The sequence below is a fragment of the Ohtaekwangia koreensis genome, assembly GCF_900167975.1.
Lineage (GTDB): Bacteria > Bacteroidota > Bacteroidia > Cytophagales > Cyclobacteriaceae > Ohtaekwangia > Ohtaekwangia koreensis.
Map to the genome: position 1 here is coordinate 1,779,652 of NZ_FUZU01000001.1, position 25,335 is coordinate 1,804,986.

Annotated in this window: 21 protein-coding genes; 13 read left to right on the forward strand and 8 right to left on the reverse strand. The window is 42.1% G+C overall.

What is annotated here, in order from left to right:
• The first annotated feature begins 72 nt into the window (after window positions 1-72).
• A complete protein-coding gene (locus B5Y40_RS07440) occupies window positions 73-1,389 on the forward strand; it encodes a monooxygenase (protein ID WP_079686046.1) in 1,317 nt (438 codons plus the stop codon).
• On the opposite strand, the gene B5Y40_RS07445 is transcribed toward B5Y40_RS07440, so the two are convergent.
• Both B5Y40_RS07445 and B5Y40_RS07450 read right to left on the reverse strand, forming a co-directional pair.
• On the reverse strand, window positions 1,390-2,673 hold the full coding sequence (locus tag B5Y40_RS07445) for a vanadium-dependent haloperoxidase (RefSeq protein WP_245840492.1): 1,284 nt from the start codon (window positions 2,671-2,673) through the stop codon (window positions 1,390-1,392). It lies immediately after the preceding gene.
• A 31-nt stretch (window positions 2,674-2,704) separates the two neighbouring features.
• Window positions 2,705-6,073, reverse strand: coding sequence for a VCBS repeat-containing protein (locus tag B5Y40_RS07450; RefSeq protein ID WP_079686048.1), 3,369 nt, complete (start codon window positions 6,071-6,073; stop codon window positions 2,705-2,707).
• 234 nt (window positions 6,074-6,307) lie between these two features.
• On the opposite strand from B5Y40_RS07450, the gene B5Y40_RS07455 reads away from it, so the two are divergent.
• The 6 genes from B5Y40_RS07455 to B5Y40_RS07480 all read left to right on the forward strand — a co-directional run bounded on the left by B5Y40_RS07455 (window position 6,308) and on the right by B5Y40_RS07480 (window position 11,594).
• Window positions 6,308-7,654, forward strand: a complete 1,347-nt coding sequence (locus B5Y40_RS07455; RefSeq protein ID WP_079686049.1) for an alpha-L-fucosidase — start codon at window positions 6,308-6,310, stop codon at window positions 7,652-7,654.
• Between the two features lie 60 nt (window positions 7,655-7,714).
• The gene (locus B5Y40_RS07460; RefSeq protein WP_079686050.1) at window positions 7,715-8,293 is read left to right on the forward strand and encodes a helix-turn-helix domain-containing protein; all 579 of its coding nucleotides are present in this window, start codon (window positions 7,715-7,717) and stop codon (window positions 8,291-8,293) included.
• 105 nt (window positions 8,294-8,398) lie between these two features.
• Window positions 8,399-9,808 carry an MBL fold metallo-hydrolase gene (locus B5Y40_RS07465; RefSeq protein WP_079686051.1) on the forward strand — a complete coding sequence of 470 codons (1,410 nt, stop codon included), beginning with the start codon at window positions 8,399-8,401 and terminating at the stop codon, window positions 9,806-9,808.
• Window positions 9,809-9,823: 15 nt separating this feature from the next.
• On the forward strand, window positions 9,824-10,387 hold the full coding sequence (locus B5Y40_RS07470) for a YeeE/YedE family protein (protein ID WP_079687114.1): 564 nt from the start codon (window positions 9,824-9,826) through the stop codon (window positions 10,385-10,387).
• Complete coding sequence (locus B5Y40_RS07475) at window positions 10,384-10,899, forward strand: DUF6691 family protein (RefSeq protein ID WP_079686052.1); 516 nt, start codon at window positions 10,384-10,386, stop codon at window positions 10,897-10,899. Before B5Y40_RS07470 ends, B5Y40_RS07475 begins: the two co-directional genes overlap by 4 nt.
• A gap of 53 nt (window positions 10,900-10,952) precedes the next feature.
• Entirely contained in the window at window positions 10,953-11,594 is a 642-nt protein-coding gene (locus B5Y40_RS07480) for a DUF1349 domain-containing protein (RefSeq protein WP_079686053.1), read from the forward strand.
• A gap of 12 nt (window positions 11,595-11,606) precedes the next feature.
• On the opposite strand, the gene B5Y40_RS07485 is transcribed toward B5Y40_RS07480, so the two are convergent.
• A complete protein-coding gene (locus B5Y40_RS07485) occupies window positions 11,607-12,014 on the reverse strand; it encodes a response regulator (RefSeq protein ID WP_159453627.1) in 408 nt (135 codons plus the stop codon).
• 67 nt (window positions 12,015-12,081) lie between these two features.
• Between B5Y40_RS07485 and B5Y40_RS07490 the strand changes: the two genes are divergently transcribed.
• Window positions 12,082-15,825 carry a chemotaxis protein CheB gene (locus B5Y40_RS07490; protein ID WP_079686055.1) on the forward strand — a complete coding sequence of 1,248 codons (3,744 nt, stop codon included), beginning with the start codon at window positions 12,082-12,084 and terminating at the stop codon, window positions 15,823-15,825.
• Here B5Y40_RS07490 and B5Y40_RS07495 read toward each other — a convergent pair.
• Window positions 15,822-16,223, reverse strand: a complete 402-nt coding sequence (locus B5Y40_RS07495) for a response regulator (protein ID WP_079686056.1) — start codon at window positions 16,221-16,223, stop codon at window positions 15,822-15,824. The two genes, B5Y40_RS07490 and B5Y40_RS07495, sit on opposite strands and share 4 nt — an antisense overlap.
• Window positions 16,224-16,701: 478 nt before the next feature.
• Here B5Y40_RS07495 and B5Y40_RS07500 point away from each other — a divergent pair, with 478 nt between their 5' ends.
• Entirely contained in the window at window positions 16,702-17,070 is a 369-nt protein-coding gene (locus B5Y40_RS07500) for a hypothetical protein (protein ID WP_143785648.1), read from the forward strand.
• A 119-nt stretch (window positions 17,071-17,189) separates the two neighbouring features.
• Here B5Y40_RS07500 and groL read toward each other — a convergent pair whose 3' ends face one another.
• Entirely contained in the window at window positions 17,190-18,827 is a 1,638-nt protein-coding gene (gene groL / locus B5Y40_RS07505; protein WP_079686058.1) for a chaperonin GroEL, read from the reverse strand.
• Between the two features lie 24 nt (window positions 18,828-18,851).
• Window positions 18,852-19,130: a co-chaperone GroES gene (locus B5Y40_RS07510; protein WP_079686059.1), complete on the reverse strand. Its 279-nt coding sequence runs from the start codon at window positions 19,128-19,130 to the stop codon at window positions 18,852-18,854.
• A gap of 523 nt (window positions 19,131-19,653) precedes the next feature.
• Here B5Y40_RS07510 and B5Y40_RS07515 point away from each other — a divergent pair.
• Together B5Y40_RS07515 and B5Y40_RS07520 are read left to right on the forward strand one after the other, a co-directional pair.
• Window positions 19,654-20,364 carry a hypothetical protein gene (locus B5Y40_RS07515; RefSeq protein WP_079687115.1) on the forward strand — a complete coding sequence of 237 codons (711 nt, stop codon included), beginning with the start codon at window positions 19,654-19,656 and terminating at the stop codon, window positions 20,362-20,364.
• Between the two features lie 158 nt (window positions 20,365-20,522).
• Window positions 20,523-21,014 carry a hypothetical protein gene (locus B5Y40_RS07520; protein ID WP_079686060.1) on the forward strand — a complete coding sequence of 164 codons (492 nt, stop codon included), beginning with the start codon at window positions 20,523-20,525 and terminating at the stop codon, window positions 21,012-21,014.
• Window positions 21,015-21,118: 104 nt separating this feature from the next.
• Here B5Y40_RS07520 and B5Y40_RS07525 read toward each other — a convergent pair whose 3' ends face one another.
• Window positions 21,119-22,378, reverse strand: a complete 1,260-nt coding sequence (locus B5Y40_RS07525; protein WP_079686061.1) for an asparagine synthetase B — start codon at window positions 22,376-22,378, stop codon at window positions 21,119-21,121.
• 168 nt (window positions 22,379-22,546) lie between these two features.
• On the opposite strand from B5Y40_RS07525, the gene B5Y40_RS07530 reads away from it, so the two are divergent.
• On the forward strand, window positions 22,547-23,782 hold the full coding sequence (locus B5Y40_RS07530; protein WP_079686062.1) for an ABC transporter permease: 1,236 nt from the start codon (window positions 22,547-22,549) through the stop codon (window positions 23,780-23,782).
• Between the two features lie 144 nt (window positions 23,783-23,926).
• Here B5Y40_RS07530 and B5Y40_RS07535 read toward each other — a convergent pair whose 3' ends face one another.
• Window positions 23,927-24,538, reverse strand: coding sequence for an arylesterase (locus B5Y40_RS07535; protein WP_079686063.1), 612 nt, complete (start codon window positions 24,536-24,538; stop codon window positions 23,927-23,929).
• 88 nt (window positions 24,539-24,626) lie between these two features.
• Between B5Y40_RS07535 and B5Y40_RS07540 the strand changes: the two genes are divergently transcribed.
• Entirely contained in the window at window positions 24,627-25,331 is a 705-nt protein-coding gene (locus B5Y40_RS07540; protein ID WP_079686064.1) for an ABC transporter ATP-binding protein, read from the forward strand.
• Window positions 25,332-25,335: the final 4 nt, after the last annotated feature.

The following is a 25,335-nucleotide window of genomic DNA, read 5'->3' on the forward strand; positions in this document are numbered from 1 at the left end:
TAAGGGTGGCTGTAACAGGCCACCCTTTCTGTTTGAAGCAAAGCCCGTTTTTATTTAGCTTTACTTTTGCTCATGAATAAATTTTCTCTCCTCTTCATTGCTTGTTTGTTATCACTGCAAGTCGCAGGACAAAAGCTAACGTTCTACAAAGATATACAACCACTGATCCATGCTAAATGTGCCGGGTGTCATCGGCCGGGTGGTGGTGCTCCATTTAATTTGATTACTTATGAAGATATAAGTAAACGCGCAGGTTTTATAAAGAAAGTAATAGCAAGCCGCTATATGCCGCCATGGCGGGCGGATGACCACTACGTTGCATTTTCAAATAACAGATCGTTGTCAGATGACGAGATTCAAAAGATCACTTCCTGGATTGATGCGGAAACACCCAAAGGAAAGGCGAGCTTACAAGCTGAGAAAGATTTACTTGCTAAAATTAAAGCTGGTACAACGTATGATCGATCACCAGACTTAACCTTGAAAATGAAATCATCTTATATAGTCAAAGGTGATCGCGCAGAAAGGTTTATGGTATTTAAAATACCGTTTGAATTAGCAGAATTTGCCAATGTTGAAGCTGTCGAATTTACCACCAACAATAAAAGAATAATTCATCATGCTAATTTTGCTGTACATCCGGTAGAAGATAAATCAATCGATATACATAAGACTATAGATTCTATAAATCTAGGTACATCCCGATATTTATACGATCAATGGTTGCCCTATAAAAAAGAGATTACATACTATGGAGGTTGGATACCCGGAACTTCCTTCGAGTCATATCCCGAAGGCATGGGTTGGGTTATGCCTAAAAGAGGTGTTGTTTTGTTGACAATACATTTTTCTCCTTCGGCCAAGGAGGAGGAAAGTATTAGCGGTGTAAATTTTTTCTTCAAGAAAACACCTATTAATCGTAAAGTAAAAGTTATCAGTCTTGGTTCAGGTGGTATTGGGGAGAGAGATATATACCCACCTCTCGTACTATTTGCCGGAGAAGTGCAGACACATAGGTTGCGTATTGCTAATTCGCGAGAAGATATATCACTGCTATATATATGGCCGCATATGCATTATTTGGGGAAAGATTTTAAAGCTTTCGCCACACGTGAGAATGATACCATTCCGCTGGTACATATACCTTCGTGGGATTTTCGTTGGCAGGAAATATACCGGTATAAGAAACCCGTTGTATTGAAGAAGGGTGATGTTGTAAATGTATACGGTACCTACGATAACACGGCTAACAATCCGCTGAATCCTAATAATCCTCCGAAGTTTGTTGAATCCTCCGGAGATATGCGGAGTGACCAGGAGATGCTTACGTTGTTGATGGTATATGTCACGTATCAGCCCGGTGATGAAACGATAACGTATGATCCTTGATTAATTTTTGATCAAGTTGATTTTGCGTAAAACCAGTTTACCGATTTTTTCCCCTTGTATCTGTCCTTGTTCTATTGCAGGCATATAGTGAATGCCTCCATATAGGCGGCTGATAGCCGCTTCGTTGCATGCCTGCTGGAATGAAGAGAAAGTGCGGGCCTTGTATCCATACTCCATTTCAGAAGTATCTACAAAAGAAAAGTCATTGCCGAAGAAACTACTCAGTACCGTAGCGGAGGCTGTAGAGATTACACTGTGTCCGCTGGTATATTCCGGGAAGGGGGGTGTTTGTAGCAAAGGTGTCCAGCTTTCATCTATATAAGCGTTAATATAGGATTCGGGACGGATCAAGTTACTTCTGAATTTTTCATCCCAGCAACTGATGAATCCATCGAATAATGCAATAGAGGTTAATGTATAGGCAGCGGATGTTTTTGCTATATCAGCATTTATTTTCCGGGCAGCAATGCATGCAATAGATAACCAGTGTCCTCCCGGTGAAAGTTTTTTGGTAGCATAATTTATATGGCCGTGTACATTTACTGCAAACGGATTGCAGTCCCAAAAATTAGCAATGTCGGTCTGTTCGGGTGTAAGGTTGTTGCGCGTAGTATATACATGATGTGCAAGCTTATAAAATTCACTGCCCTTCTCTTTGCTGAATGCTGCAGGAGGTAAAGGCATAAACTGTGAGGCACTGTCGAGTGCAAATGGCCGCATCATCCGCCAGTTTGGTTCAATGGCCGCCATATAAACAGGGGGAGTCGCAACCCACTTACCTTCTCCCTTCAGGAAATTATAGCGTTTAAGTTTTCGGGTCTCTGCATAATGATCCTTCTTCGTCCATTCGATAATAATATCAGAAACTGTTTCTCCGTAGACTAGTGAAGCCTGGTATATTTTGGAAGGGAGTTGTTTTTTATAAATACCTATAACGGCTGGTATAGAATCATTCAAAAGCTTCTCTGAAAAGATCAAACTTTTGCCGGTTTGCAAAAAAGCATATACACTTGCCAGTTCTATAGATACGGTCTTATCCGGGTTGGGGATTGATGGGAAATCTTCTATTTGTCCTAAAAGACTTCTGTAGGCTGGATTTTCCTTTACAAGTATTTCATAGGCGCTGATGTGCGCATATACATATATACGCGCAGATACCGGGGGAGAGAAAATGTCATGTACAATTACACTTGTCAGTACTCTCTGTGCATGATGTAAGGGTTCCGCGGATGTTTTGGTCTTTGATAGTCGGTCTTGTGCTGATATACTCAGGGAGAATAGCACGATCAAAAAAATATAATAATATCTGAACGAGCTACTCATGTTTGTTGATTGAAATAATTTGTGGGGTGTCATTATTTTTGACTACGATAAGTTTTTTCTGGCCAGTAGAGTTTTTTATTATTTCTGTGGCGCGCACGTCACCATCTACAAACAGCCCTGAGTTAGAGGGATTGATAACTTTGAAACTGCCATCGCCAATCCCCTTTAAGTATAAACCAAGACTTGCGTCGCTGTCACCGAGCTGTGTCCGGTATCCAAAGAAATTTCCAGTAAGTACTATATCCAGCTTCCCGTCTCGATCAAAGTCATCCGTTACTATACTTTGAACTTTTGAAAATTGTGCTTCCATCGGTAACGCGCTGCTGGTGAATTTCATCTGGCCATCATTGAGTAATATCAGACTTTTTGTTTCAGTACATGTATACACCTGCGCCTTTGCCAGTTGCTCTTTGCTAAAAATGGTCTCAAGTGATACATCCGCGTAGTCTGTATATTTAATGTATTTCTTCTTGAGCGATGGAATCTGATCCAACAGCTCATCCCGGCTTGCCATCGGGTAACTTTTGCCTTGTGTGTAATAGCAAAGTACAGGATCAATGTTTCCGTTTCCGTCAAAGTCACTTACGTGTATTGTCATAGGTTCTTTCACAGATGGTTTGAATTGATTGTTCAATCCACAATTTCCAGCAATGATATCTTTGTCACCATCGCCATCTAGATCTGCCAGATCAATGGCACTCCATAAACCATATAGTGCAGGTTCCAATGTCTGAGGAATATTGCTGAGTTTCCCTTTATCATTCTTAAATATCATGACGGGCATCCACTCACCGGCAATTACTAATTCAGGAAAAGCATCATTGTCGAAATCACTCCAGGCGGCAACGGTTACCATTCCCGGAGAGAGAAGTTCCGGACATATAGTCTTTGTAACATCGGTAAAAATAACTTTGTTGCCCTGAGTATTATTTCTTAAAATATAGCTTCGCGAAGACTCCGGGAAGTATCCTGATTTTCCCCGTCCACCAACGAACAAATCCCAGTCGCCATCGTGATCGAAATCACTGGTGGTAATGGCTTGCTTATTTCCGCGCATCGTGGGAAGAGACTGTAATGATGGAGTAAAGTTTCCCTGACCATCATTTAAGTATAGTATATCCTGAAGCTCGGGTGAATCATCCAAATACTCATTGCCACCGCTTACAATATATAAATCCAGGTCGCGATCAAGGTCGGCATCGAAGAATAAGGCATTGACGTTTTCATTATCTATATACTTACTCCAGGGTTGACTGGTAGACGGACTAAATGTACCATCGCTACGCTGGAAATATAGCTGTCCTGACTGCCCAATGGCACCTCCTATAAAAATGTCATCATTGCCGTCACCGTTAACATCGCCTGTAGTCAAGGCAGGTCCCATTTTACTTAGCTGATATGGAATCAACACCTCTACTTTAAAATCTATAAAATCATTTTCGTGATGATGAAAATCAATTTGCTCTTTTTTAGGAGCGACCGTGAAGAGAGTCTTTTGTGTGAGATTTTTAGATTTAGGGGAGGCGGGTTCTGCTGTATCCTCGGTAAGACTGAGAAGTTTATCAACTTCAACATTACGTAGTATAGATCTTTTTCCCGAAGGCCATTCTACTATAAGTGAGTCTGTTGTAGCTGATTTTATTCCAAAGTATATAATAGGTGTTACGCATGACTGAAAGCCTCGAACCGGATATAGTTCCTGACGCTGCATCGTTCCGCCTGCATAGAGCGTTAGCTTTGCACCGAATGCAGCGGTATTACCTGTATTGGTTTTTAACTTTACCTGAAGCCAGTGGTGTCCCGTTTCTGGGACATTGTTTTTCCAGACCATAACCGGCTCATTGTTATTACCGATGATCACATCCAGGTCGCCATCATTGTCGAGATCAGCATATATAGCAGCATTGGAAATTGCCGGAGCAGAGAATCCCCAGTCCTTCGTAACATCCTGAAAAGTAAGATCACCTTTGTTTTGAAACAGATAGTTGCTGAGTTTGTTGGATGGCATCTTCTGTACCAGGCTATACGATTTAAAATTCAGATTACCTTTGGCAGCCGCAGCAAGCTGCGCATTGGCCATAGTATATTTCAGAAAGTCCAGATCAGTGAAATCGCGTAAGTAGCCATTGGTTATCAGTAAATCTTTCCATCCATCACCATCCAGATCAGCGAAAAGTCCTGACCAGCTCCAATCTGTGTTGGATACATTTGCCAGTTGTCCTATCTCACTGAAGCGAACATTGCCTGCTATATCATTCCCGCGGTTTAGCTGAAGCATATTGCGCATGTGCTGCCTGTAGTAGCCACTGTCCAATAACAAATGATAAGCATCATATTCATCCGGACCTTTTAATAATTTTTGCCGGTGGTTGTCGGCTGGTAACATATCGAGTGTCAATACATCGGGCAGTCCATCATTGTTAAAGTCTGCAATGTCAGCGCCCATGGAGAACTTTGAAATGTGCGCGAACGATTTTTGAAGCGACTGTGTAAACGTTCCATTCTGATTATTGACATAGTAACAATCATGTTCCGAATAGTCACTGGTGGTATATATATCCGGCCATCCATCTTCATTCAGGTCGCTGATGTTTACACTTAATCCGTAATTAAGCGGGTTGTTAATGATACCCGCAGTAAGCGTTACATCTGTGAATATACTTGAGCCATCTGCTTTTTTATCGTGCCTGAATAAACGATTGCCATAGCGGAAGTCGGGTGTAGCCCGTTGCTTCCTTGTATTGAGAAAAGCATAGTACGTGTTGATGGAATGGTTTAACAGAAACATATCGAGATCACCATCGCGATCATAGTCAAAAAACGCGGCTTGCGTTGATTGTGTGCCGGGTGCATCCAGACCATATAATTTTGCCTGCTCTTGAAAACGTGGTTTACCATCCACTACTCCGGTGTTAATGAAGAGCTCGTTCGATAATTTTGCGTCCTTGTATTTTCCGGAGTGACATACATATATATCTGCCAGGTCATCCCCGTTAACATCCGCTATGCTTACACCTGTACTCCATGTTCCATTACCAGCTACAGCAGCGTCTTTTGTTACATCTATAAATTTGAACGATCCCTTGTTGAGGAAGAGTTTGTTAGGGGTAGTGTTGCCAGAGATGAAGACATCCTGCCATCCGTCATTGTCAAAATCGCCAACGCCAATACCGTGTCCGTTGTATAGGTATTCATATACTAAAACATGTAGCGAATCGTCTTCTCTTACTTTGTTGATAAATTTTAAACCTGTTGCTTCCGGTTTCATCAATGAGAATAGTGGCGAATTTTTCTGTGCGGTAGCAGTGGAAACCGTCAGCAGCGTTAACAGACACGCGTAAACAAAGGACTTGTTGGTCATTGTCAGTTTTTATAGCAGAGAATAAATTTTAAGTGTGAACCGTTGCGGGGAAACGGATTGTATAGAAAGTGTACTTTGTACAAATGATGCAATGTAGAGCACGAAATACACACGGTTAGGTTTATAAAAAAGGGTTCTTTATTTCTTGTAGAATACCTTAACAAAATATAAAGAACCCCTTATTTTAGCAAGCAGTTTAGCGCTAATAATTCTGACGTTTAATATTTCATTTTCATGACTTGTAAAAACAGATTCGGCATCTCTTTTATCATACTTTCATATTGCATGATGTTGTTTGCAACGCTTGATAGCCGTGCACAACAGATTTCTGAAGATTCAATACGACATAAGATGCAGTGGTTCGCAGATGCGAAGCTTGGCGTTTTTATTCACTGGGGGATTTATGCCGTGAATGGTGTGGATGAATCATGGTCGTTCCACAATAAAAAAATAAGTTATGCAGACTATATGAAGCAGTTGAAAGGCTTCACTGCGAAACATTATGATCCTGAGCAATGGGCTGATCTGATAAAAGCGTCTGGGGCGAAATACGCTGTGATTACGACCAAGCATCATGATGGTGTTGCTCTTTGGAAATCGGGTCCGTTAAACGTTGTGAACAATACACCTGCCAAGCGTGATCTGCTCGCACCTTTTTATACTGCCTTGCGAAAGCGTGATATAAAGTGCGGTGCTTACTTTTCATTGATTGACTGGTCCTATAAAGATTATCCGGGTTTTCTGAAAGATAGCACGCGCTATAGCGTTAGCGCCCAGCCACTGCGTTGGAAGAAATTTCAAGAGTATAACAAAGGTCAGATTCAGGAGATCAGTACAAAATATAAACCTGATCTCTGGTGGTTTGATGGAGACTGGGAACATAGCGCTGCTGAATGGCAGTCACCGGCTATACGCAACATTATACTTTCAGGAAATCCAAATGCGATTATCAATGGACGTTTACAAGGATATGGTGACTATGAAACTCCGGAGCAGAATTTCCCTGTAGAGAAGCCCGCTTTTCCTTGGTGGGAACTTTGCATGACAACGAATGCGAGCTGGGGTTATCAGGCAACGGATACACTATGGAAAACGCCTTATGAGGTCATTAGTATATTTGCGGACGTCATTGGACATGGAGGAAATTTACTGTTAGATATAGCACCGAAAGAAGATGGCACTATACCCGTTGAACAAGTTCAGATATTGAAAGAGCTTGGTGAATGGAATGCAAAACATCAGGAAGCTATCTTTGGTACCCGCGCAGGTTTACCTGCCGGTCACTACTATGGCCCCAGTACATTGTCCAAGGATTCTTCAACGCTATATTTGTTCATGCTCGGTAATCCGGAAAAACCTATTCTGATCAAGGGGCTTAAAAATAAGATTCAGCGGATTCGTGTACTCGGAACATCGTATGATGCTTCTTTTAAAGTTGTAGGTAAAATTTCATGGAGCCCTGTACCCGGACTGGTTTATGTTGATATTCCCTCGGTGTCAAAAGATCGATACCTTACCGTATTGGCATTGGAGTTGGATGGAAAAGTATCGCTATACAGAGGCAAAGGAGGATTGCAATAGTTGATTTGCTCCGAACTTTTTATCACTTCGTCAAGTTCACATTAAAATCACGACCGATCGATGACACTGCATATAAAAAATATGGTTTGTAACCGCTGCATCATGGTGGTAGAGCAGGAGCTGAAGAAACTTGGGTTTTATCCGGAGCAGGTAACGTTGGGTGAGGTTACGTTGAAGGAAACGGACTTGACCAAAGAACAGCAGGAAAAAATTGATCGTGCTTTAGAGGCCGTTGGCTTTGAGCGAATCGATGACCGCAAAGCGAGGCTTATTGAAAGCATTAAGAACAAGATCATCGAACGAGTACATCATGTTGAAAGTATTGACCGGAAATTTAATTGGTCCGATATACTCGCAGACGAATTGCACCACGACTATAATTCTCTTAGTAATCTTTTTTCCTCTGTTGAGGGAATTACCATTGAACAGTATATCATCCGTCAGAAAATTGAACGGGTCAAAGAACTTCTTTTCTATGATGAACTGAATCTGAGTGAAATTGCTCAGAAGCTTGGCTATAGCAGTGTGGCACACCTCTCGTCACAATTCAAAAAAATAACAGGGCTCACTCCCTCGGAATTAAAAAAGTCGAGAAAGCCACGGGATGTCAGAAACCCGATTGATTCGGTTACCGGGTAGGCGCATCACGATTTTTTGTTAGACGACTGCCTCTGATTCGCCGATAACCTATACCCGATAAAGTTAACTTATGTCTATCTTTGCATTCAGTAACAGACAAAAATCATGAAGGTTGAACAGATTTATACCGGTTGCCTCGCACAGGGCGCGTATTACATAGAGTCAGAAGGGGAGGCCGTGATTATTGATCCATTACGGGAAGTTACACCGTATCTTGAAAAAGCAAAGAAAGGAAATGCCGTAATCAAGTATGTGCTTGAAACACACTTTCATGCAGATTTCGTATCCGGACATCTTGATCTCGCTGCAAAAACCGGAGCAACCATTGTTTACGGTCCAAATGCTAATCCAAAGTTTGAAGCATATATAGCCAAAGACAGCGAAGAGCTGAAGATTGGTAAAGTGACTATTAAAGTGTTGCATACACCCGGGCACACCATGGAGTCGACTACCTATTTATTGCGTGATGAAAACGGTAAAGACTACGCAATCTTTAGTGGCGATACCTTATTTCTGGGAGATGTCGGCCGCCCGGACCTCGCACAAAAAGCTGCACACATGACGCAGGACGATCTTGCTGGATTGCTGTATGATTCACTACGAAGCAAGATCATGCCGTTGGCAGATGATGTTATAGTATATCCCGCACATGGCGCAGGTTCAGCGTGTGGTAAAAGTATGATGAAAGAAACCGTTGATACCCTTGGTAATCAACGCACCCGTAATTATGCTTTGCGTAGCAACATGACGCGTGAAGAATTTATAAAAGAAGTGAACGAGGGCTTGCTTCCGCCTCCTGCATATTTCCCGGAGAACGTGAAAATGAACAAGGAAGGATATGAGAGTATAGATAGTGTATTGAGCAAAGGTACACATGCACTCACGCCCGATGAATTTGAAACAGCTGCCAATGAAACCGGTGCTTTGGTTTTGGATACGCGTGCGTCACAGATTTTTGCGAAAGGCTTTATACCCAATGCTATAAATATAGGGATCGATGGAAGTTTTGCTCCGTGGGTAGGTGCGTTGGTTCCTGGCGTTACTCATCCTATTCTGTTGATTGCTGAAGAAGGTCGCGAAGAAGAAATTGTAACGCGACTGGCACGTGTCGGATATGACAATACATTAGGATATCTGAAGGGCGGCTTCAAGGGATGGCTGCAAGCTGGCAAAGATGTAGACACCATTGATACTATATCTGCCGATGAATTTGCAAAACGTTTTCATAACAGTAAATTATCCGTGTTCGATGTTCGTAAACCTGGTGAGTTTCAGGCAGAACATGTAGAGGGGGCAATGAATACACCATTAGATTTTCTGAACGAACACCTTTCTGAACTTCCGAAAGAAGGAGAGGTATATATACATTGTGCGAGTGGTTACCGATCCATGATCGCGGCTTCAATTCTGAAAGCAAGAGGCTGGAACAACCTTATTGAAGTGTCTGGTGGTTTCAAAGCAATTGCAGCCACAGATATACCGAAGTCGGATTTTGTCTGTGCATCCAAATCATAATATATAGTGAAGGAACTGCTCGATGCTCTGTCAAATCCGTGGCCATGGTATATTGTAGGGCCTCTCATCGGGTTGACAGTGCCGCTGTTGTTGGTGTTGGGGAATAAACCCTTTGGTATATCTTCAACGTTGCGTCACATCTGTGCTGCCTGTGTTCCGATGGACATTCCGTTCTTTCAATATCCGTGGAGAAAGGAGATCTGGAATTTACTTTTTGTTGTCGGTATTTTTATGGGGGCTATTATAGCCACTACCACTTTAAGTTCGCAGGAGCCAGTCCAGGTCACAGACGAACTGCGGGCCGAACTTGCAGCCTATGGTATAACAGATATGAAGGGGCTGGTGCCGAAAGATCTTTTTAATCTTCATAATCTTTTTACCCTGAAGGGATTTATACTGATGATCGCGGGAGGTTTCCTGGTGGGATTTGGTACCCGCTATGCAGGGGGATGTACTTCCGGCCATGCTATCACCGGGCTGTCCAATTTGCAATGGCCATCGTTGATCGCGACTATTTGTTTTATGATCGGAGGGATTGTGGTTGCTAATTTTGTTCTACCCTATATCCTGCGGCTATGAAGACAATCGGAAATAAAACCACGAAACTTTCGCAGGGTGATAACGGTGATGTCCGATCACTGGACAGAGAATCCCAACCGACACTGAAGGTGCATTCGCCACTGCACTATATCCGATATATACTAGCTGGAATCTTTTTTGGAATATTGTTGGTGAAGGGCGAGGTGATCTCGTGGTTTCGCATACAAGAGATGTTTCGCTTCCAATCTTTCCACATGTATGGCGTAATCGGGTCAGCTGTATTGACAGGAGCGATTTCCATTTTGCTCCTAAAGAAATTCCATGTAAAAGCATTGAACGGAGAATCCATGGTGTTCCCTGTAAAGGAGTTTAGTAAGGGAAATATATACGGTGGATTGCTGTTTGGTTTTGGATGGGCCATGACGGGTGCATGTCCCGGGCCGTTGTATGCACAGATTGGTACAGGCGCAGTAGTGGTTATCTTTACGTTACTCAGTGCTATAGCAGGCACCTGGGTATATGGTCTTCTTCAGAAAAAATTACCACACTAGTTCACTTATTCAATTAAATCCACTTACCTTTTCTTGCTCTAAGCCGGCAAGAAATGAAAAGATTCTTCGTTCCACTCTTTAGCTTCATTCTTTTAGGAGTCAGTGGCAGTGGATATACCTTGTTACAAAGTACAGGTGTATTCACAGGCTATACACACATCGGCAATCCGGAAAAGTCAGGGGCTTTCAATTATAGTATATCAGAGCAAGTGTATACCCTGGAAGGGGCAAGCGGTAATATGTGGTTCGATCATGATGATTTTCATTTTATCTGGAAAAAAGTGAAAGGTGATTTTATACTGGAGGCTACCGTAGAGTTTGTTGGCAAGGGTGTTGAGCCACACCGGAAAGTAGGATGGATGGTTCGTCAGAATCTGGACGCAAACTCACCGCACATTAATGCCGTGGTGCATGGTGATGGATTGACTTCACTTCAATATAGAAAAGTTATAGGTGGAATGACCGAAGAAGTGACGACAGAAATCGTGGCGCCCACCCAATTGAAATTGGAACGCAAAGGAAACCTCTATAAGATGTCTGCCGCCCGGATGGGAGAGCCCTTCGTAACGGCTGAATATAGTGAGCTTGTATTAAGCGATGAAGTATATATAGGCTTGTTCCTCTGTTCACATAATGAGACAGCCATTGAAAAAGGAATTTTCCGTGACGTGAAAATCACAGTCGCCAAAAAATAACAAATTTTTAATTTAGCGGGACAGATTCTTCTCCACGTGTTGATTGGCAATCTGCGTGATGGCCAATACCGTTTGGTTGAATCCTTCAACGGTAGACGGTTTACTTAAAAACTTATCGGCTCCTGACTTCAGGCAAAACTCCTTGTCTTCTTTAGAGGAAGAAGTGGTAAGTATAACTATAGGTATATGACTGAACGTTGAAGATTTTAGGGAAATTAACACCTCACGTCCATGCATTTTTGGAAGATTCAAATCGAGAATGATAATATCGGGGAAAATTTTACACAATTGGAGGTAAGGAAGAACCTTATCGCCTTCTTTAATCGATTCTATCCTGAACTTCACATCGTTGTCATGCAACGCCTCTAATAGAAGTTCAACGTCATCAGGATCATCTTCCACCAGAAGAATGTTCATCATATTCATTATTTAAATATAGGCACATTAATTTATTCAGCAAATTAAAAATAATTGTCTTCGTATTCCGATGGCTCATTCATTAATAAAATACAATAAACATTATATAGTTGGAATTGGCGCCTCTGCCGGAGGAATCGAAGCTATTCACGATTTGTTTGATAACATCCCCCAACATAATAACCTTTCATTTGTAATCATTCAACACCTCTCTCCAGACTATAAGAGCCTTATGGTAGAGTTGCTTTCCAAGCATACTGCCATGCAAGTATTGGAGGCTGAAGATGGAATGCCAATTCGTTCTGGCTGTGTATATATCCTCCCACGCAAAAAGTTAATGACCGTTCGAAAGGGAAAACTCTACTTGGTAGAGAAGGAACAATCTACATTGCCAAACCATGCTATAGATATATTCTTTGAATCACTCGCAAAAGAAAAAACAAAAGATGCCATAGGAATTATTTTGTCGGGCACGGGTACCGATGGTTCCCGTGGTATAGAATCCATTAAAGAGAAAGGGGGTATCGTAATTGTTCAGGACCCGCAAAGTGCTGCGTTTGACGGAATGCCAAACAGCGCTATAGCAACGGGACTGGCTGATCTTGTCTTGCCTCCGGAAATGATTGGAACTGAATTGCTCGAATTCTTAAAAGAGGTTCCACTCGTTCGTTCTCTTACTACACTTACACAAACTGAAGAATTGTTACTAAAAGATATACTTGAAATGTTGCATCAGAAGACGCAACATGATTTTATGCACTATAAACGCCCAACGTTGTTCAGACGTTTGGCGAAGCGCATGGCGGAACTTGATGTCAAGACGCTGAAAGACTACCGCGATTTTTTGCAGGAGAATCCGGAAGAATTGGAAATACTTTGCCGGGAATTTCTGATTAACGTAACGCGCTTCTTCCGAGATGAGGAAGCTTTTGAAACGCTTCGGACGGAAGTTATACCCGCTATATTTGCCGATAAGAAACCTGGAGATTCTATTAAAATTTGGGTAGCTGCCTGTAGCAGTGGTGAAGAAGCTTATACCGTGGCAATTTTGCTCATGGAGCAGATGGAAGCATTGAAAGTGAATTTTAGTGTGAAGGTATTTGCCACCGATATAGATGAAGAAGCATTGGAAATAGCCTCTCGGGGTATATATAGTGAGTCCATTGCCAGCGATGTTCCTGTACAATATCTTGAAAAGTATTTTATAGTGGAAGGCAATACCTATCGGGTTTCACAAGAGTTAAGGAAGCTTGTAGTTTTTGCAAATCATGATATACTGCGTGATCCTCCCTTTAGCAAACTTGACCTGATTACGTGTCGTAATATGTTTATATACCTGACGAGCGATCTCCAGGTAAAGGCCTTAAGGCGATTCCACTTTGCGTTGAATATGAATTCGTTCCTCATGTTGGGGCCGAGCGAAAATATAGGTGTCCTGAAGGAATCCATGCAGGAGGTGAACCGGAAATGGAAGATATACCGATGTCTTACCAAGTCACGTTCATCCGATCCGGACGCGATCATCACTCCGCTGGAGAACAGGCTATATGTTACCCCGCATCATCCCTACGCGAAGCAAGCTACGAGCAGCATGACGGAAGCGTTTAAAGAAACGTTGATCGAAGGGCGAAGAATTGCCGGTATATTTATAGATAAGGAATTTAACATTAAGCAGGCAACTGGGAACTTCAAACACTTTTTAAGATTGCCTGATGATAATTTCAATTTCAACTTGTTAAAGCTGGTCCGTCCGAGCCTGGCCGTTACGTTGGGAATCTGTGTTCGAAAAGCTATTGCCAAGAACGAACGTGTAATCATGAATCACGCGTGGATACCGGACGATAACACAGATCATTTTGTAAACATCATCGTGAAGCCCTTCTTCCGTCAACCGGAACTTGCATTTTTATGTATTGTGCTGGAGGAGGAATTAATTATAGATAAACCTATTACGACCCAAACAGATTTGTCCGTTGACTTCGAGCGGCTGAATGAACTTGAGCGGGAATTAAGAGAAACGCGTGAAAGCCTGCAGGCGATTGTTGAAGAAACAGAAACAACAAATGAAGAATTGCAATCGAGCAACGAAGAGTTGATCTCGATGAATGAAGAATTGCAAAGTACCAATGAAGAATTGCAATCTTTGAACGAAGAACTTCATACCGTAAGCGGAGAGCACCAGTTGAGAATAAAAGAGCTCCTCGAACTTAACGATGATCTCAATAACTATTTTACAAATTCTGGTATCGGACAAATTCTCATTGATAAAAAGATGGTCATCCGGAGATTTACTCCGGCTGTAAAGCGCGTGATAAACCTTATAGAGTCAGATATAGGCAGATCTATTATGGACATCACCACCAACCTGAAAGATGTAGACCTGGTAAAATATGTTAGGCAGGTAGCCACGGATGGTCGTGCCGTTCAGAAAGAAGTTGTGCTTACCAATAATATGTTTTACTCCATGCGGATCGCTCCTTATTTAAAACATACCAAGGAGACTGATGGTGTCGTTATCAATTTTATAGATGTAACGGAGTCGAAAAAGCTTTCCAGTATAATTGAAAGTATATTTCATAGTTCAACCAGCGGTATCATTGCGCATCAGGCAATTCGCAAAGAAGAGAAAATTGTTGACTTTGAAGTGTTGGCGATAAATGATGCAGCCGAAAAAATGTTGGACTTACAGAGCGGGTCTGCTGTCGGTAAAAGCATGTCGATGAATTTTGGAGATAAGAGGGAAGAATTTATGTCCATGTTTGAAGATGTGATCACCAATAATAAGATCGCACAGTTTGAGTTTCACCAACAGAGCAATGGCCGATGGTTTGATGTCATTGCAGTAAAGATGCTGGATGGATTGGTCACGACTTTTACAGATATATCCGATAAGAAGAGAGCTGCCGATATGATCGCGCGCAGTTATCAGGATCTGCAAGTCACATCACAACAATTGATAGAGTCGAATACGCAGCTGGAGCGTTCTAATTTTGATCTGCTCCAGTTTGCCTCTGTAGCTTCACATGATTTGAAAGAACCGCTGCGGAAGATTCAGGCTTTCGGAAATATACTTCAATCAAAAGTTAAAGATAAAATATCGGAAAGTGAATTGAGTTACCTCAACAAGATTGTATCGGCTTCAAGCCGCATGCAAACCCTTATTGAAGATGTACTTACACTATCAAAACTTTCAAACAGTGAATTGAATAAAGAGAAGACCGACCTGAATAGAATTATCAGACGTATCTGTGACGACCTCGATATAGCGATCACTGAAAAGAATGCGGTGATTACAGTTGGCAATCTCCCTATGGTGAACGCAGTGCCTGGGCAAATGCGGCAACTTTTTCAAAACCTGTTGACGAATGCATTGAAATTCTCCGATAAGGAGATACCTCATATCAAGATAGAAGAACAACCAATCACCCAGGAGATCTCGCGTGAGTATAATATCAGACAAAAGGATTTTGTTTGTATAAAAGTGGAGGACAACGGTATTGGTTTTGAAAACGAGTATAAGGATAAAATATTCGGTATTTTCCAACGCCTTCACGGACGTAACTATGACGGTACAGGCATTGGATTATCAATCGCCAAAAAGATAGTAGAGATGCATGGTGGTATCATTGATGGTAAAGGTGAGCTGAACAAGGGCGCTACATTTTCGATCTTCTTACCTGTAAATGGTGTTACGGCCGCAAATATATATATAGGCAATAACGATACGCTGGGGCTATTGGACGCGAACCGATATAAAGATGGCAACGCCCAGGCTGACGGCAGTCAAAAAATTATTAAAACAGGGGCGAATTAAGGTCTTACCAGGAGCTCCTTTAAGCGTTCAAGAGAAACGGGCTTTGTAACATAGGCCATAACTTCTTCGAAGGTTTCTGCCTGGCTTATATCGCGTGGATGATCGGATGAACTTACGAGCATGATATCGATCGGTTTGCTGAGGTTGCTTTTAAGTTCTTTAAACCTGGAAAGAAAATCCCAGCCGTTTACAACAGGCATATAGATATCCAGTAGAATTACATCAGGTAGTTGATTCGTAGCCTTAGGGTTCGCCTGGAGGTAATCCAAGGCTGCACGCGCGCTGTTATAGATCGTGATGATGTCTGCGAGTTCTCCGAGTTCCGCAAGCCTTTTAAGCATAAAAGATGACATAGGATCATCATCGATTATCCAGATGTTAGGAATTCGTTGGCCCATAGACAGAAGAGTCAGATTAGTTGTGAGTCCAAATTTATATGAATTCCACACAATTCAGTGTGTCCGGCTTGGAACCGCATGGGTGACTTGCCTCGTTTAGGTGTAAGATAAAATGGGATATAGCCAATTTTCTCCTATGTAATCAACCATACAATTGGTCATAGTGTTTACATCACACTAAACTCCGCCCAATTTTGCTGTTTCAGTGAAGTAATATTATCAATGTCTCGCAGGTATGCCAGTCATACTTTACTTATAAGAATTGCAGCTGTGGGACAGTTAAAGATGTACGGTGAAACAATTATCTCTCGATTTCATATAGTCCTTTGTCTAAGAAGTGAATAGAAGGACAGGCTATATCCGTGATGTAAATGGTAATAAGGGGACGGAAAAAATACGGTGCTTTACGGTATGTAATCGCTATAACTTCAAAAGTTATCATCTCGTTATCATAGCTATAATAAATACAATCAACCCTATGAAAAAAATAGTAATCACCATGATGGTTTGCATGCTTACAGGCGTAGCACTGTTTGCACAAGCACCTGCAAAACAGTCGATACGCATAACACCGGAGCAGGTGCCGATGGCGGTTAGGCAGTCTTATGAGAAAGACTTTGGGACATTGCCCGAAGATGGCTACTGGATGGTATACGCTGAGACGACACCGGATGGAAAGCGTACCGCTACGAAGCCTCTGTGGTATAGCTATAATAAACGCAGCAAAGGTGAACGCATCGAACTTCGTTTTCTTCCTACCGGTGAAATATCATCTGCGAAAGGTATAGACAGAAGTAAGTACCAGGTATCGGACTCCATTTTCATTGATAAAAAGAAGATCGGGTAGGAGCGTCAGCATCCGGAAGATCTATATTGTATCAGCCTATATTTACCGGCTATATATTTGTTAAATAAAAAAGGCTTCACCTTTCGATGAAGCCTTTATATATAGTATGATTGTATCGATTACATCATGCCGCCCATGCCGCCACCGTGTGGCATAGCAGGTGCTTCTTTTTCTTCAGGGATTTCTGATACTACTGCTTCAGTAGTTAACAGAAGACCTGCGATAGATGCTGCATTTTCCAATGCAAGGCGTGATACTTTCGTAGGATCGATGATACCTGCATCGAAGAAGTTTTCGTATTTGTTTTCACGAGCATTGAAACCGAAGTCTTTCTTGCCATCGCGAACTTTATTTACAATAACAGAACCTTCCTGACCAGCGTTTTCAGCGATTGTTCTCAGAGGAGCTTCCAATGCAAGGCGAACGATGTTAACACCAGTTGCCTGATCATCGTTGTCCAAACCAAGTGTAGAGATATCTTTCAATGCTTCGATAGCACGGATGTAAGCAACACCACCACCAGGAACGATACCTTCCTGAACAGCAGCACGCGTTGCATGCAATGCATCGTCAACACGGTCTTTCTTCTCTTTCATTTCAACTTCAGTAGCAGCACCGATATATAGTATAGCAACGCCACCCGAAAGTTTAGCCAAACGCTCTTGCAGTTTTTCTTTATCGTAATCAGATGTAGTGGATTCGATCTGAGCTTTGATTTGTGCTACACGACCATCGATATCCGCTTTCTTACCAGCGCCATTTACGATTGTAGTGTTGTCTTTATCGATGTTGATTTTCTCAGCACGACCAAGCATATCCAATGTAGCGTTCTCCAGTTTGAAACCTTGCTCTTCAGAGATCACTTTACCTCCTGTGAGGATCGCGATGTCTTCCAGCATTGCTTTTCTTCTGTCGCCAAAGCCAGGAGCTTTAACCGCTGCAACGCGTAATGCGCCACGGATTTTATTTACTACCAGCGTAGCCAAAGCTTCACCTTCTACTTCTTCAGAGATGATTACAAGCGGCTTGCCTGTTTGTGCAGATTGCTCCAGGATAGGAAGTAATTCTTTCATGCTGCTGATCTTCTTATCGTAGATCAAAACATAAGGACTATCTAAGTCCGCTTCCATCTTCTCTGTATTTGTAACGAAGTAAGGAGACAAGTAACCGCGATCGAACTGCATACCTTCTACAGTCTTCACTTCAGTTTCAGTTCCTTTAGCTTCTTCTACAGTGATCACACCATCTTTACCAACTTTGTCCATAGCATCGGCAATCATTTTACCAATGGTAGTGTCGCTGTTAGAAGAGATCGTAGCAACTTGTGCGATCTCGTTAGAATCTTTGATTTTTTTGGATTGTTTCTTCAGGTTCTCAACCACAGCATCAACAGCTTTGTCGATACCGCGTTTCAGATCCATTGGGTTAGCACCAGCGGCTACGTTCTTAATACCGTGTGCATATATAGCTTGCGCCAATACAGTAGCAGTAGTAGTACCATCACCGGCAGCATCAGCAGTTTTAGAAGCAACTTCTTTCACTAACTGTGCACCCATATTTTCGATAGGGTCTTTCAGTTCAATTTCTTTTGCTACAGATACACCATCTTTTGTTACTGTAGGAGCACCGAATTTTTTATCCAGGATAACGTTACGGCCTTTAGGACCAAGGGTAACTTTAACGGCATCCGCTAATTTGTCAACACCCTTCTTAATTCTATCGCGGGCGGACGTATCAAAGGTTATTTCTTTAGCCATAATTTAGATTGTTTGAGTGATTGATTAAATGATTCCGAAGATATCAGAGTTACGCATGATCAGGTACTCTTTTCCATCGATATTGATTTCCGTACCGGCATACTTTCCATAGAGAACATTGTCACCTACTTTTACAGTTACAGGTTTGTCCTTCAGGCCTTCTCCTACGGCTACAATTACGCCTTTCTGAGGCTTTTCTTTTGCCGTGTCAGGAATGATAATTCCAGACGCTGTTTTAGTTTCAGCTTCAGCGGGTTCAACTAGTACCCTGTCCTCGTTTGGTTTAAAGTTGATTTTTGCCATATATGTAATGGATTTAAAAGGTTAACAAATTTTGACAGTCATCGGCTTACAGCTTTTATGCCATAGCGGAAAGAAACGCGAATAACGGACAAATTTTCCAATTCATGTCAGCTTTTGTAAGCCAATCACCCCCCGGATGGCATGAAAATAGAATTGATGAAGTGGCAAGATGTCAGTGTGGAATCGGTTTCGAACCGCAGATGGTAGTCGAAAAGTCCAAAAGACGGAAGACGGGAAGTCCGAAAGTTGAGAATGAGGTGTGCTGGGGAGTATGAAAAGTGGTAGGAAGGAAAAGTAGAATTGAGTAAAGTAGAAATAGAAACGTTATGAATTTATACATGACAAAATAACCAAGCTGCTAACCTGTAAAGCGAGCCTGAACGTATCCGACTTTCCGTCTTCCTGACTTTCCGACTTTTCTGACTTTCCAACCAAAAACTTACCCCTTTCATTACTATTTCTTTCCACTACTCTTTATTCCTTCAAAAGGATTGAGTAAATTTTAATGTCAAAACGTGTAGTTATGGAAAAATTGTCAAAAGATTGGCTTACGCAAGGCTTGATTGATTTTGAGTACAAGAAATACGTGTTGCTGGCGTATCTCCAAACGGTTCGTAATTCATTCGATAAGGTTGAGCTATATCCGTTCCTTGCCGACCTGGTATTTCATTACCGGAACCTGCTGGCAGTAAAGGAAAACAAAACTCTGATCCGCGAGTCATTTCCTAAAGAGATCTCTGTGGAGGAGTTCAAGAAGCTTGAATTAACCTATCGACAATTGGTGGATGACGATGCTGTGATGAGCGAGCTCGAAAACATCATCGACTTTTCATTGCCAAAAATTAAAGACTCGCTTCAGGAAGGCTCTGTCATATACGAGTATGTAGAGTCACAATGTGAAATTTCACCCATCGGGGTAACACCGCTATATGCGAATGAAGGGTACTTGTTTGTAACGCTGCCTCCGGAAAAAGAAACCAGTATCTACCGATACCAGGTGAGTATCTTCGAAGGGAGCCAGGAACAACTGCGCAGCTTGAATACCGAATTTATAGAATCCGTGGAGAAACGGCCACTGTATACCTATGAGCGGCTCAAGCTTGACCTGATTAAAAAGTTTTCGGATCTGCCGAACCCGGCCACTTATCTCATTTTATCGAAGATGAAATTTCCTTTTTCCGAAACGCTTATGCCGGTGGCGAAGCGACTGTTTGTAAAACATATTTCACAATGATGGTATAAAGTATCAGCGTTTTAGTGTTGGGACATTCAGTTCGAAACCCGAAAGCTGTTACTTTAAACTATTATACTATACATGTAAGATATCAGTCAAGTTAACGGAAGTTAAGACAGTATATATAGGGTACTTTGTGTTCATAAAGACCCCCATCGATGAAAAAGAACTTTCTCTTCTTAAGCATGCTTTCAATAGCTGCTTTTTCCTGTAAGGAAGACGTAGAAGATCCCGCTTACAATTTCAAAGAACAGAACCTGACTGGCAAAATCGATAACACCGATTGGGCGTATCAAACCGGGTATGCTTCACAAGACGGCTCCAATTCTGAAGGGACTATTTATATTACCCTTGTTCAGGGACATACCGGTGAGGGCTGCTCTACATGGCCGGAAGGCGATCATGTTTTCTTTACACTGCCCAACGCAACCGGACTATATAAATTGAAATTCGATTTCAACAACTGGGATGCCGAGGACAATCAGATCGTGACATTGTTCGATCAGGAATCTACTACCAATAATTTTGCAACAGAAGGCGCTGTCGAAATCACTGAGATAACTTCTACACAGATCTCAGGACGTATAGATGCTCGCTCTGAAGACGATACATTTGTAAACGGAAACTTTACCGTTACAATCTGCAATTAGACTAACCGGCTCTAATCTACCTGAAAGCAAAGGCACGGATGTATTCCGTGCCTTCTTTTTTTTATCAATATCAAGCTATAGTTCTATAGTAGTCAGTATACTGGCTAAGTTTTTTGCTTTTTCTTTTTAGCGGCCGGGAAGAGTATATTATTTAAGATCAGTCTATATCCCGGTGAGTTGGGATGCTGATTTAGGTCAGTCGCTTCTTCGCCAACCTGGTGCTGGTAATCTTCAGGATCATGTCCTCCATAAAATGTCCAGAAGCCTTTGCCTAGAATACCATGTATATATTTAGCTTCTTTTATCTCTTTGTTCTCGCCCATGATCAGCACATCAGGCTTGATCAGATTCGTCTTGAACCCGGTGGTCTGTCCAAAAAAACCTTTGATGACCTGTGTATGGTTTTGGGTCAACATGGTAGGAATTGGATCCCATTTAGCGGAGAATTCGAAGACAGAGAAGTAATCATTGTCCTGACGCAGCCCTCGTTCGTTCGGTTGATTATCTATATCGGAGAATTCATATTGTAAGGGATTCCGTTCCAATCTGAAATTGGTAAAGGCGAGCGTGTTATCGTAGTTTAACTTTTGCTGAGCCTGTGGGTCAGCAGGGTCGCCATCATACATGTGGTCACAGATATCAACGCCATCAGCTGCCAATGCTATATCATAACTGTCGGTGGCAGAACACATCGCAAATAAAAATCCCCCGCCACTCACAAACTCTTTTATCTTCTTGGACACCGCCAGCTTCAACTGCGATACCTTGTGGAAGCCATGTTTACGGGCAAGGTCTTCAGCTTCTTTCTGCTGTTCAATATACCAGGGATAATTACTGAATTGACTATAGAACTTTCCATACTGGCCGGTAAAATCTTCATGATGCAAATGGATCCAATCATACTTTGGAAGTACGCCACTCATTACCTCATCATCAAAGATCACATCGTACGGAATTTCAGCGTACGTTAATACCAATGTTACAGCATCATCCCAAGGCTGCTTACTTTTAGGAGAATATACCGCTATACGCGGATATTTCTCAAGTTTCATAATGTCATAGTTAACCGCGGGACTCGCGATCTCGCTGATGATCTGGTTGGTTTGTGCATCCGAAATAATTTCGAAGCTCACACCGCGTACCACCAATTCATTTTGAATAGCCGGGTGGTACTGACACATAAAACTTCCGCCACGATAATTCAGCAGCCAGTCAACTTCCATTTCGCTTTTCAAAATCCAGTAGGCAATGCCATACGCCTTCAAATGGTTGGCTTGCTTTCCATCCATTGGAATAAAAATCGAGTTGGCCACGCCAAGCTTACCGATCAGCAGGATGGCCAATAAAATCACACATTTCTTCATACACGTCCCATTAATCAGTTTAAATTTACAATTCTCATACAACATTCGCGATAGACAAGGCTGTAAATTGATAGTTTAACCGGGTCTCTATAAATTTAGTTGCTACAGTTTGTAACATTTAGGCCCGTTTATCAACCTATGTATACGCTATAAACGTTTGAAGCAGGCATGGACATTATTGAAAATTTAAAAGAAGGTCTTCGGTCAGTAAGAGCCAACATGTTGCGCTCTGTTCTTACAGCACTGATCGTGGCCATCGGTATCACTTCGCTGGTGGGAATACTTACTGCTATTGACGGTATCGAACAATCGGTGAACGAAAGCCTCGCGTCTTTAGGCGTTAACACGTTCGATGTGAAATCGCGGTCTAACCGCGGTGCCAATAACCGGGGCAAGACCGAAAAATTATATCCCCAAATTACACTTACGGAAGCGAAACAGTTTATTGAAAAGTATGATGTGCCCGCTACTAAAAGTTTATCGGCCGGCCTTACCGACATTGCAGAAGTAAAACGGAAATCCAAAAAGACAAACCCCAATGTTCAGGTAAAAGGATGCAATGAAGAGTATGCTGCGATCAAGGCACTTGAATTGCAGGAGGGAAGAAACTTTTCACAATTTGAAAATGAGCGGGGTACACAAGTAGCGGTACTAGGATACAAGATATATAAGGCGCTATACGACGAAAATGAAAAGGCCGTTGGTACGGAGGTAACATTTCTAGGGGCACAGTTTCGTGTTATCGGTATATTAGAAGAAAAAGGACAGCTCGCGGAAGACAACTTCGATAACATGGTGTTGATCCCTATCATCAAAGCAAATCAAATGGCAAAGGGTCGTGGCTTGTGGTACGAACTTACAGTAGGTATAGTTGATCCTACACAATTGGAATATGCTATGGGAGAAGCAACCGGCTTAATGCGTAGCATTCGCCATGATAGAATAGGGGAGCAGAATTCATTTGAGCTTGAGAAGAGCGAGACGCTTGCTGAGAACATGGCTACAATCACCAACGCCTTGCGTATAGGAGGTTTCAGTGTAGGATTTATAACACTGCTGGGTGCATCTATAGCGTTGATGAACATCATGCTCGTATCAGTAACAGAAAGAACGCGCGAAGTAGGCGTTCGTAAAGCCCTTGGTGCCACACCTCTTCGTATTCGTCAGCAGTTTGTAATTGAAGCTATCGTAGTATGTTTACTGGGAGGTATAGCAGGCGTTATACTTGGTATAATTATAGGGAACCTGATGTCACGGGCTATGGGTATAGAAACCTTTGTAGTGCCCTGGATGTGGATGATGATTGGTATGATTGTATGTATAATTGTAGGGTTGATCTCAGGATATTACCCTGCACACAAAGCATCGAAGCTCGACCCTATAGAATCATTGCGATTCGAATAGAAATATAGTTTGAAATAAAAAAGCTCCTGTCTTATGGCAGGAGCTTTTTGTTTTAGGGGATTCTAATGCATCTATATCATGCGCACAATTTGAATGCATTCATCTCTCATAATAATAGTACTGAACCCATAGCGACAACTATACTCACAACAACGGCAGAATAATCTTATATACATTATTTGCTACCACCTTATGCCCTTCAGCGTTCGGATGTATACCATCGGTTTGATTAAGCTTGTCATTGCCGCCAACATCTTGCAGCAGGAACGGTATCAGCGTAGCGTTATTCTTTTTGGCTAGCTCAGGAAATATCTTTTTGAATTTAGATGTATAGTCTGGTCCTAAATTAGGAGGCACCATCATGCCCGCAACAACAATTTTTGCTTTCGGATATTTGGCTTTCACCTTGTCTATTATAGACTGAAGATTTTTTTGCGTCTGCTCAAGCGGTAAGCCACGAAGACCATCATTCGCCCCGAGTTCAAGCACAAATACATCGATTGGCTGGCGAAGAACCCATTCTAATCGAGATAAACCACCGGCAGATGTTTCTCCGCTTAGTCCTGCGTTAATTACTTTAGAAGGCTTCCCCTGCTGCTTCAATTTCTTTTCAATCAACGCGGGAAAGGCTTCATCTGTAGAAGAAAGACCGTATCCTGCCGTAAGGCTATCGCCATAAAACAATATCGTTTTCGTAGAATTTCCTGCCTGAAACAGAAGCAGAAATGAAATAATCAACCCTAATTTCCCGACCATAGTATAAAAAACCTGTTAGTGCTTAAATTAAACCAGAACAATTTTAGTTCTTTTAACGATTACTCATACATATTCAGATAACAAAACCATGTCAAACACGGTACTTCAAACAGATAACCTCACCAAAATATACCGCTCTGCAAGCAATGAACTAACGGTGCTCGATCATGTATCGTTCTCTGTGAGCCAGGGAAATTCACTCGCCATCATTGGGCCTTCTGGGAGCGGTAAGACTACACTTCTCGGACTTTGTGCCGGGTTAGATACTCCCTCTTCGGGAACCGTTTCGCTTATGGGGTTTAAACTCAATGCCATGAGTGAAGACGATCGTGCCTATATCCGGAATCAATATGTAGGGTTTGTCTTTCAGAATTTTCAGTTGCTGTCAACTTTAACAGCACTCGAAAACGTTATGGTACCGCTCGAACTCCGCGGTGAAAAAAATGTACAGCCAAAAGCAAAAACTTTACTCGAACGCGTAGGACTCGGAAGCAGGTTGCATCATTACCCATCACAGCTCTCCGGTGGTGAGCAGCAACGTGTAGCCATGGCGCGTGCCTTTATTACCGATCCTAAAATTCTCTTTGCAGATGAACCTACCGGGAATCTGGATGAAGAAAATGCACAGCATATTACTGAGCTTCTGTTTGGTATGAACAAGGAGAATGGCACTACACTTATACTCGTTACGCACAACCTTGATCTTGCCCAGCGTACACAACGCATTATCCGTATGAAAGGCGGAAAGCTGGTAGAAGAAATTCATAATTCGCTCGCTATAAAAGAAGTATAGGGCA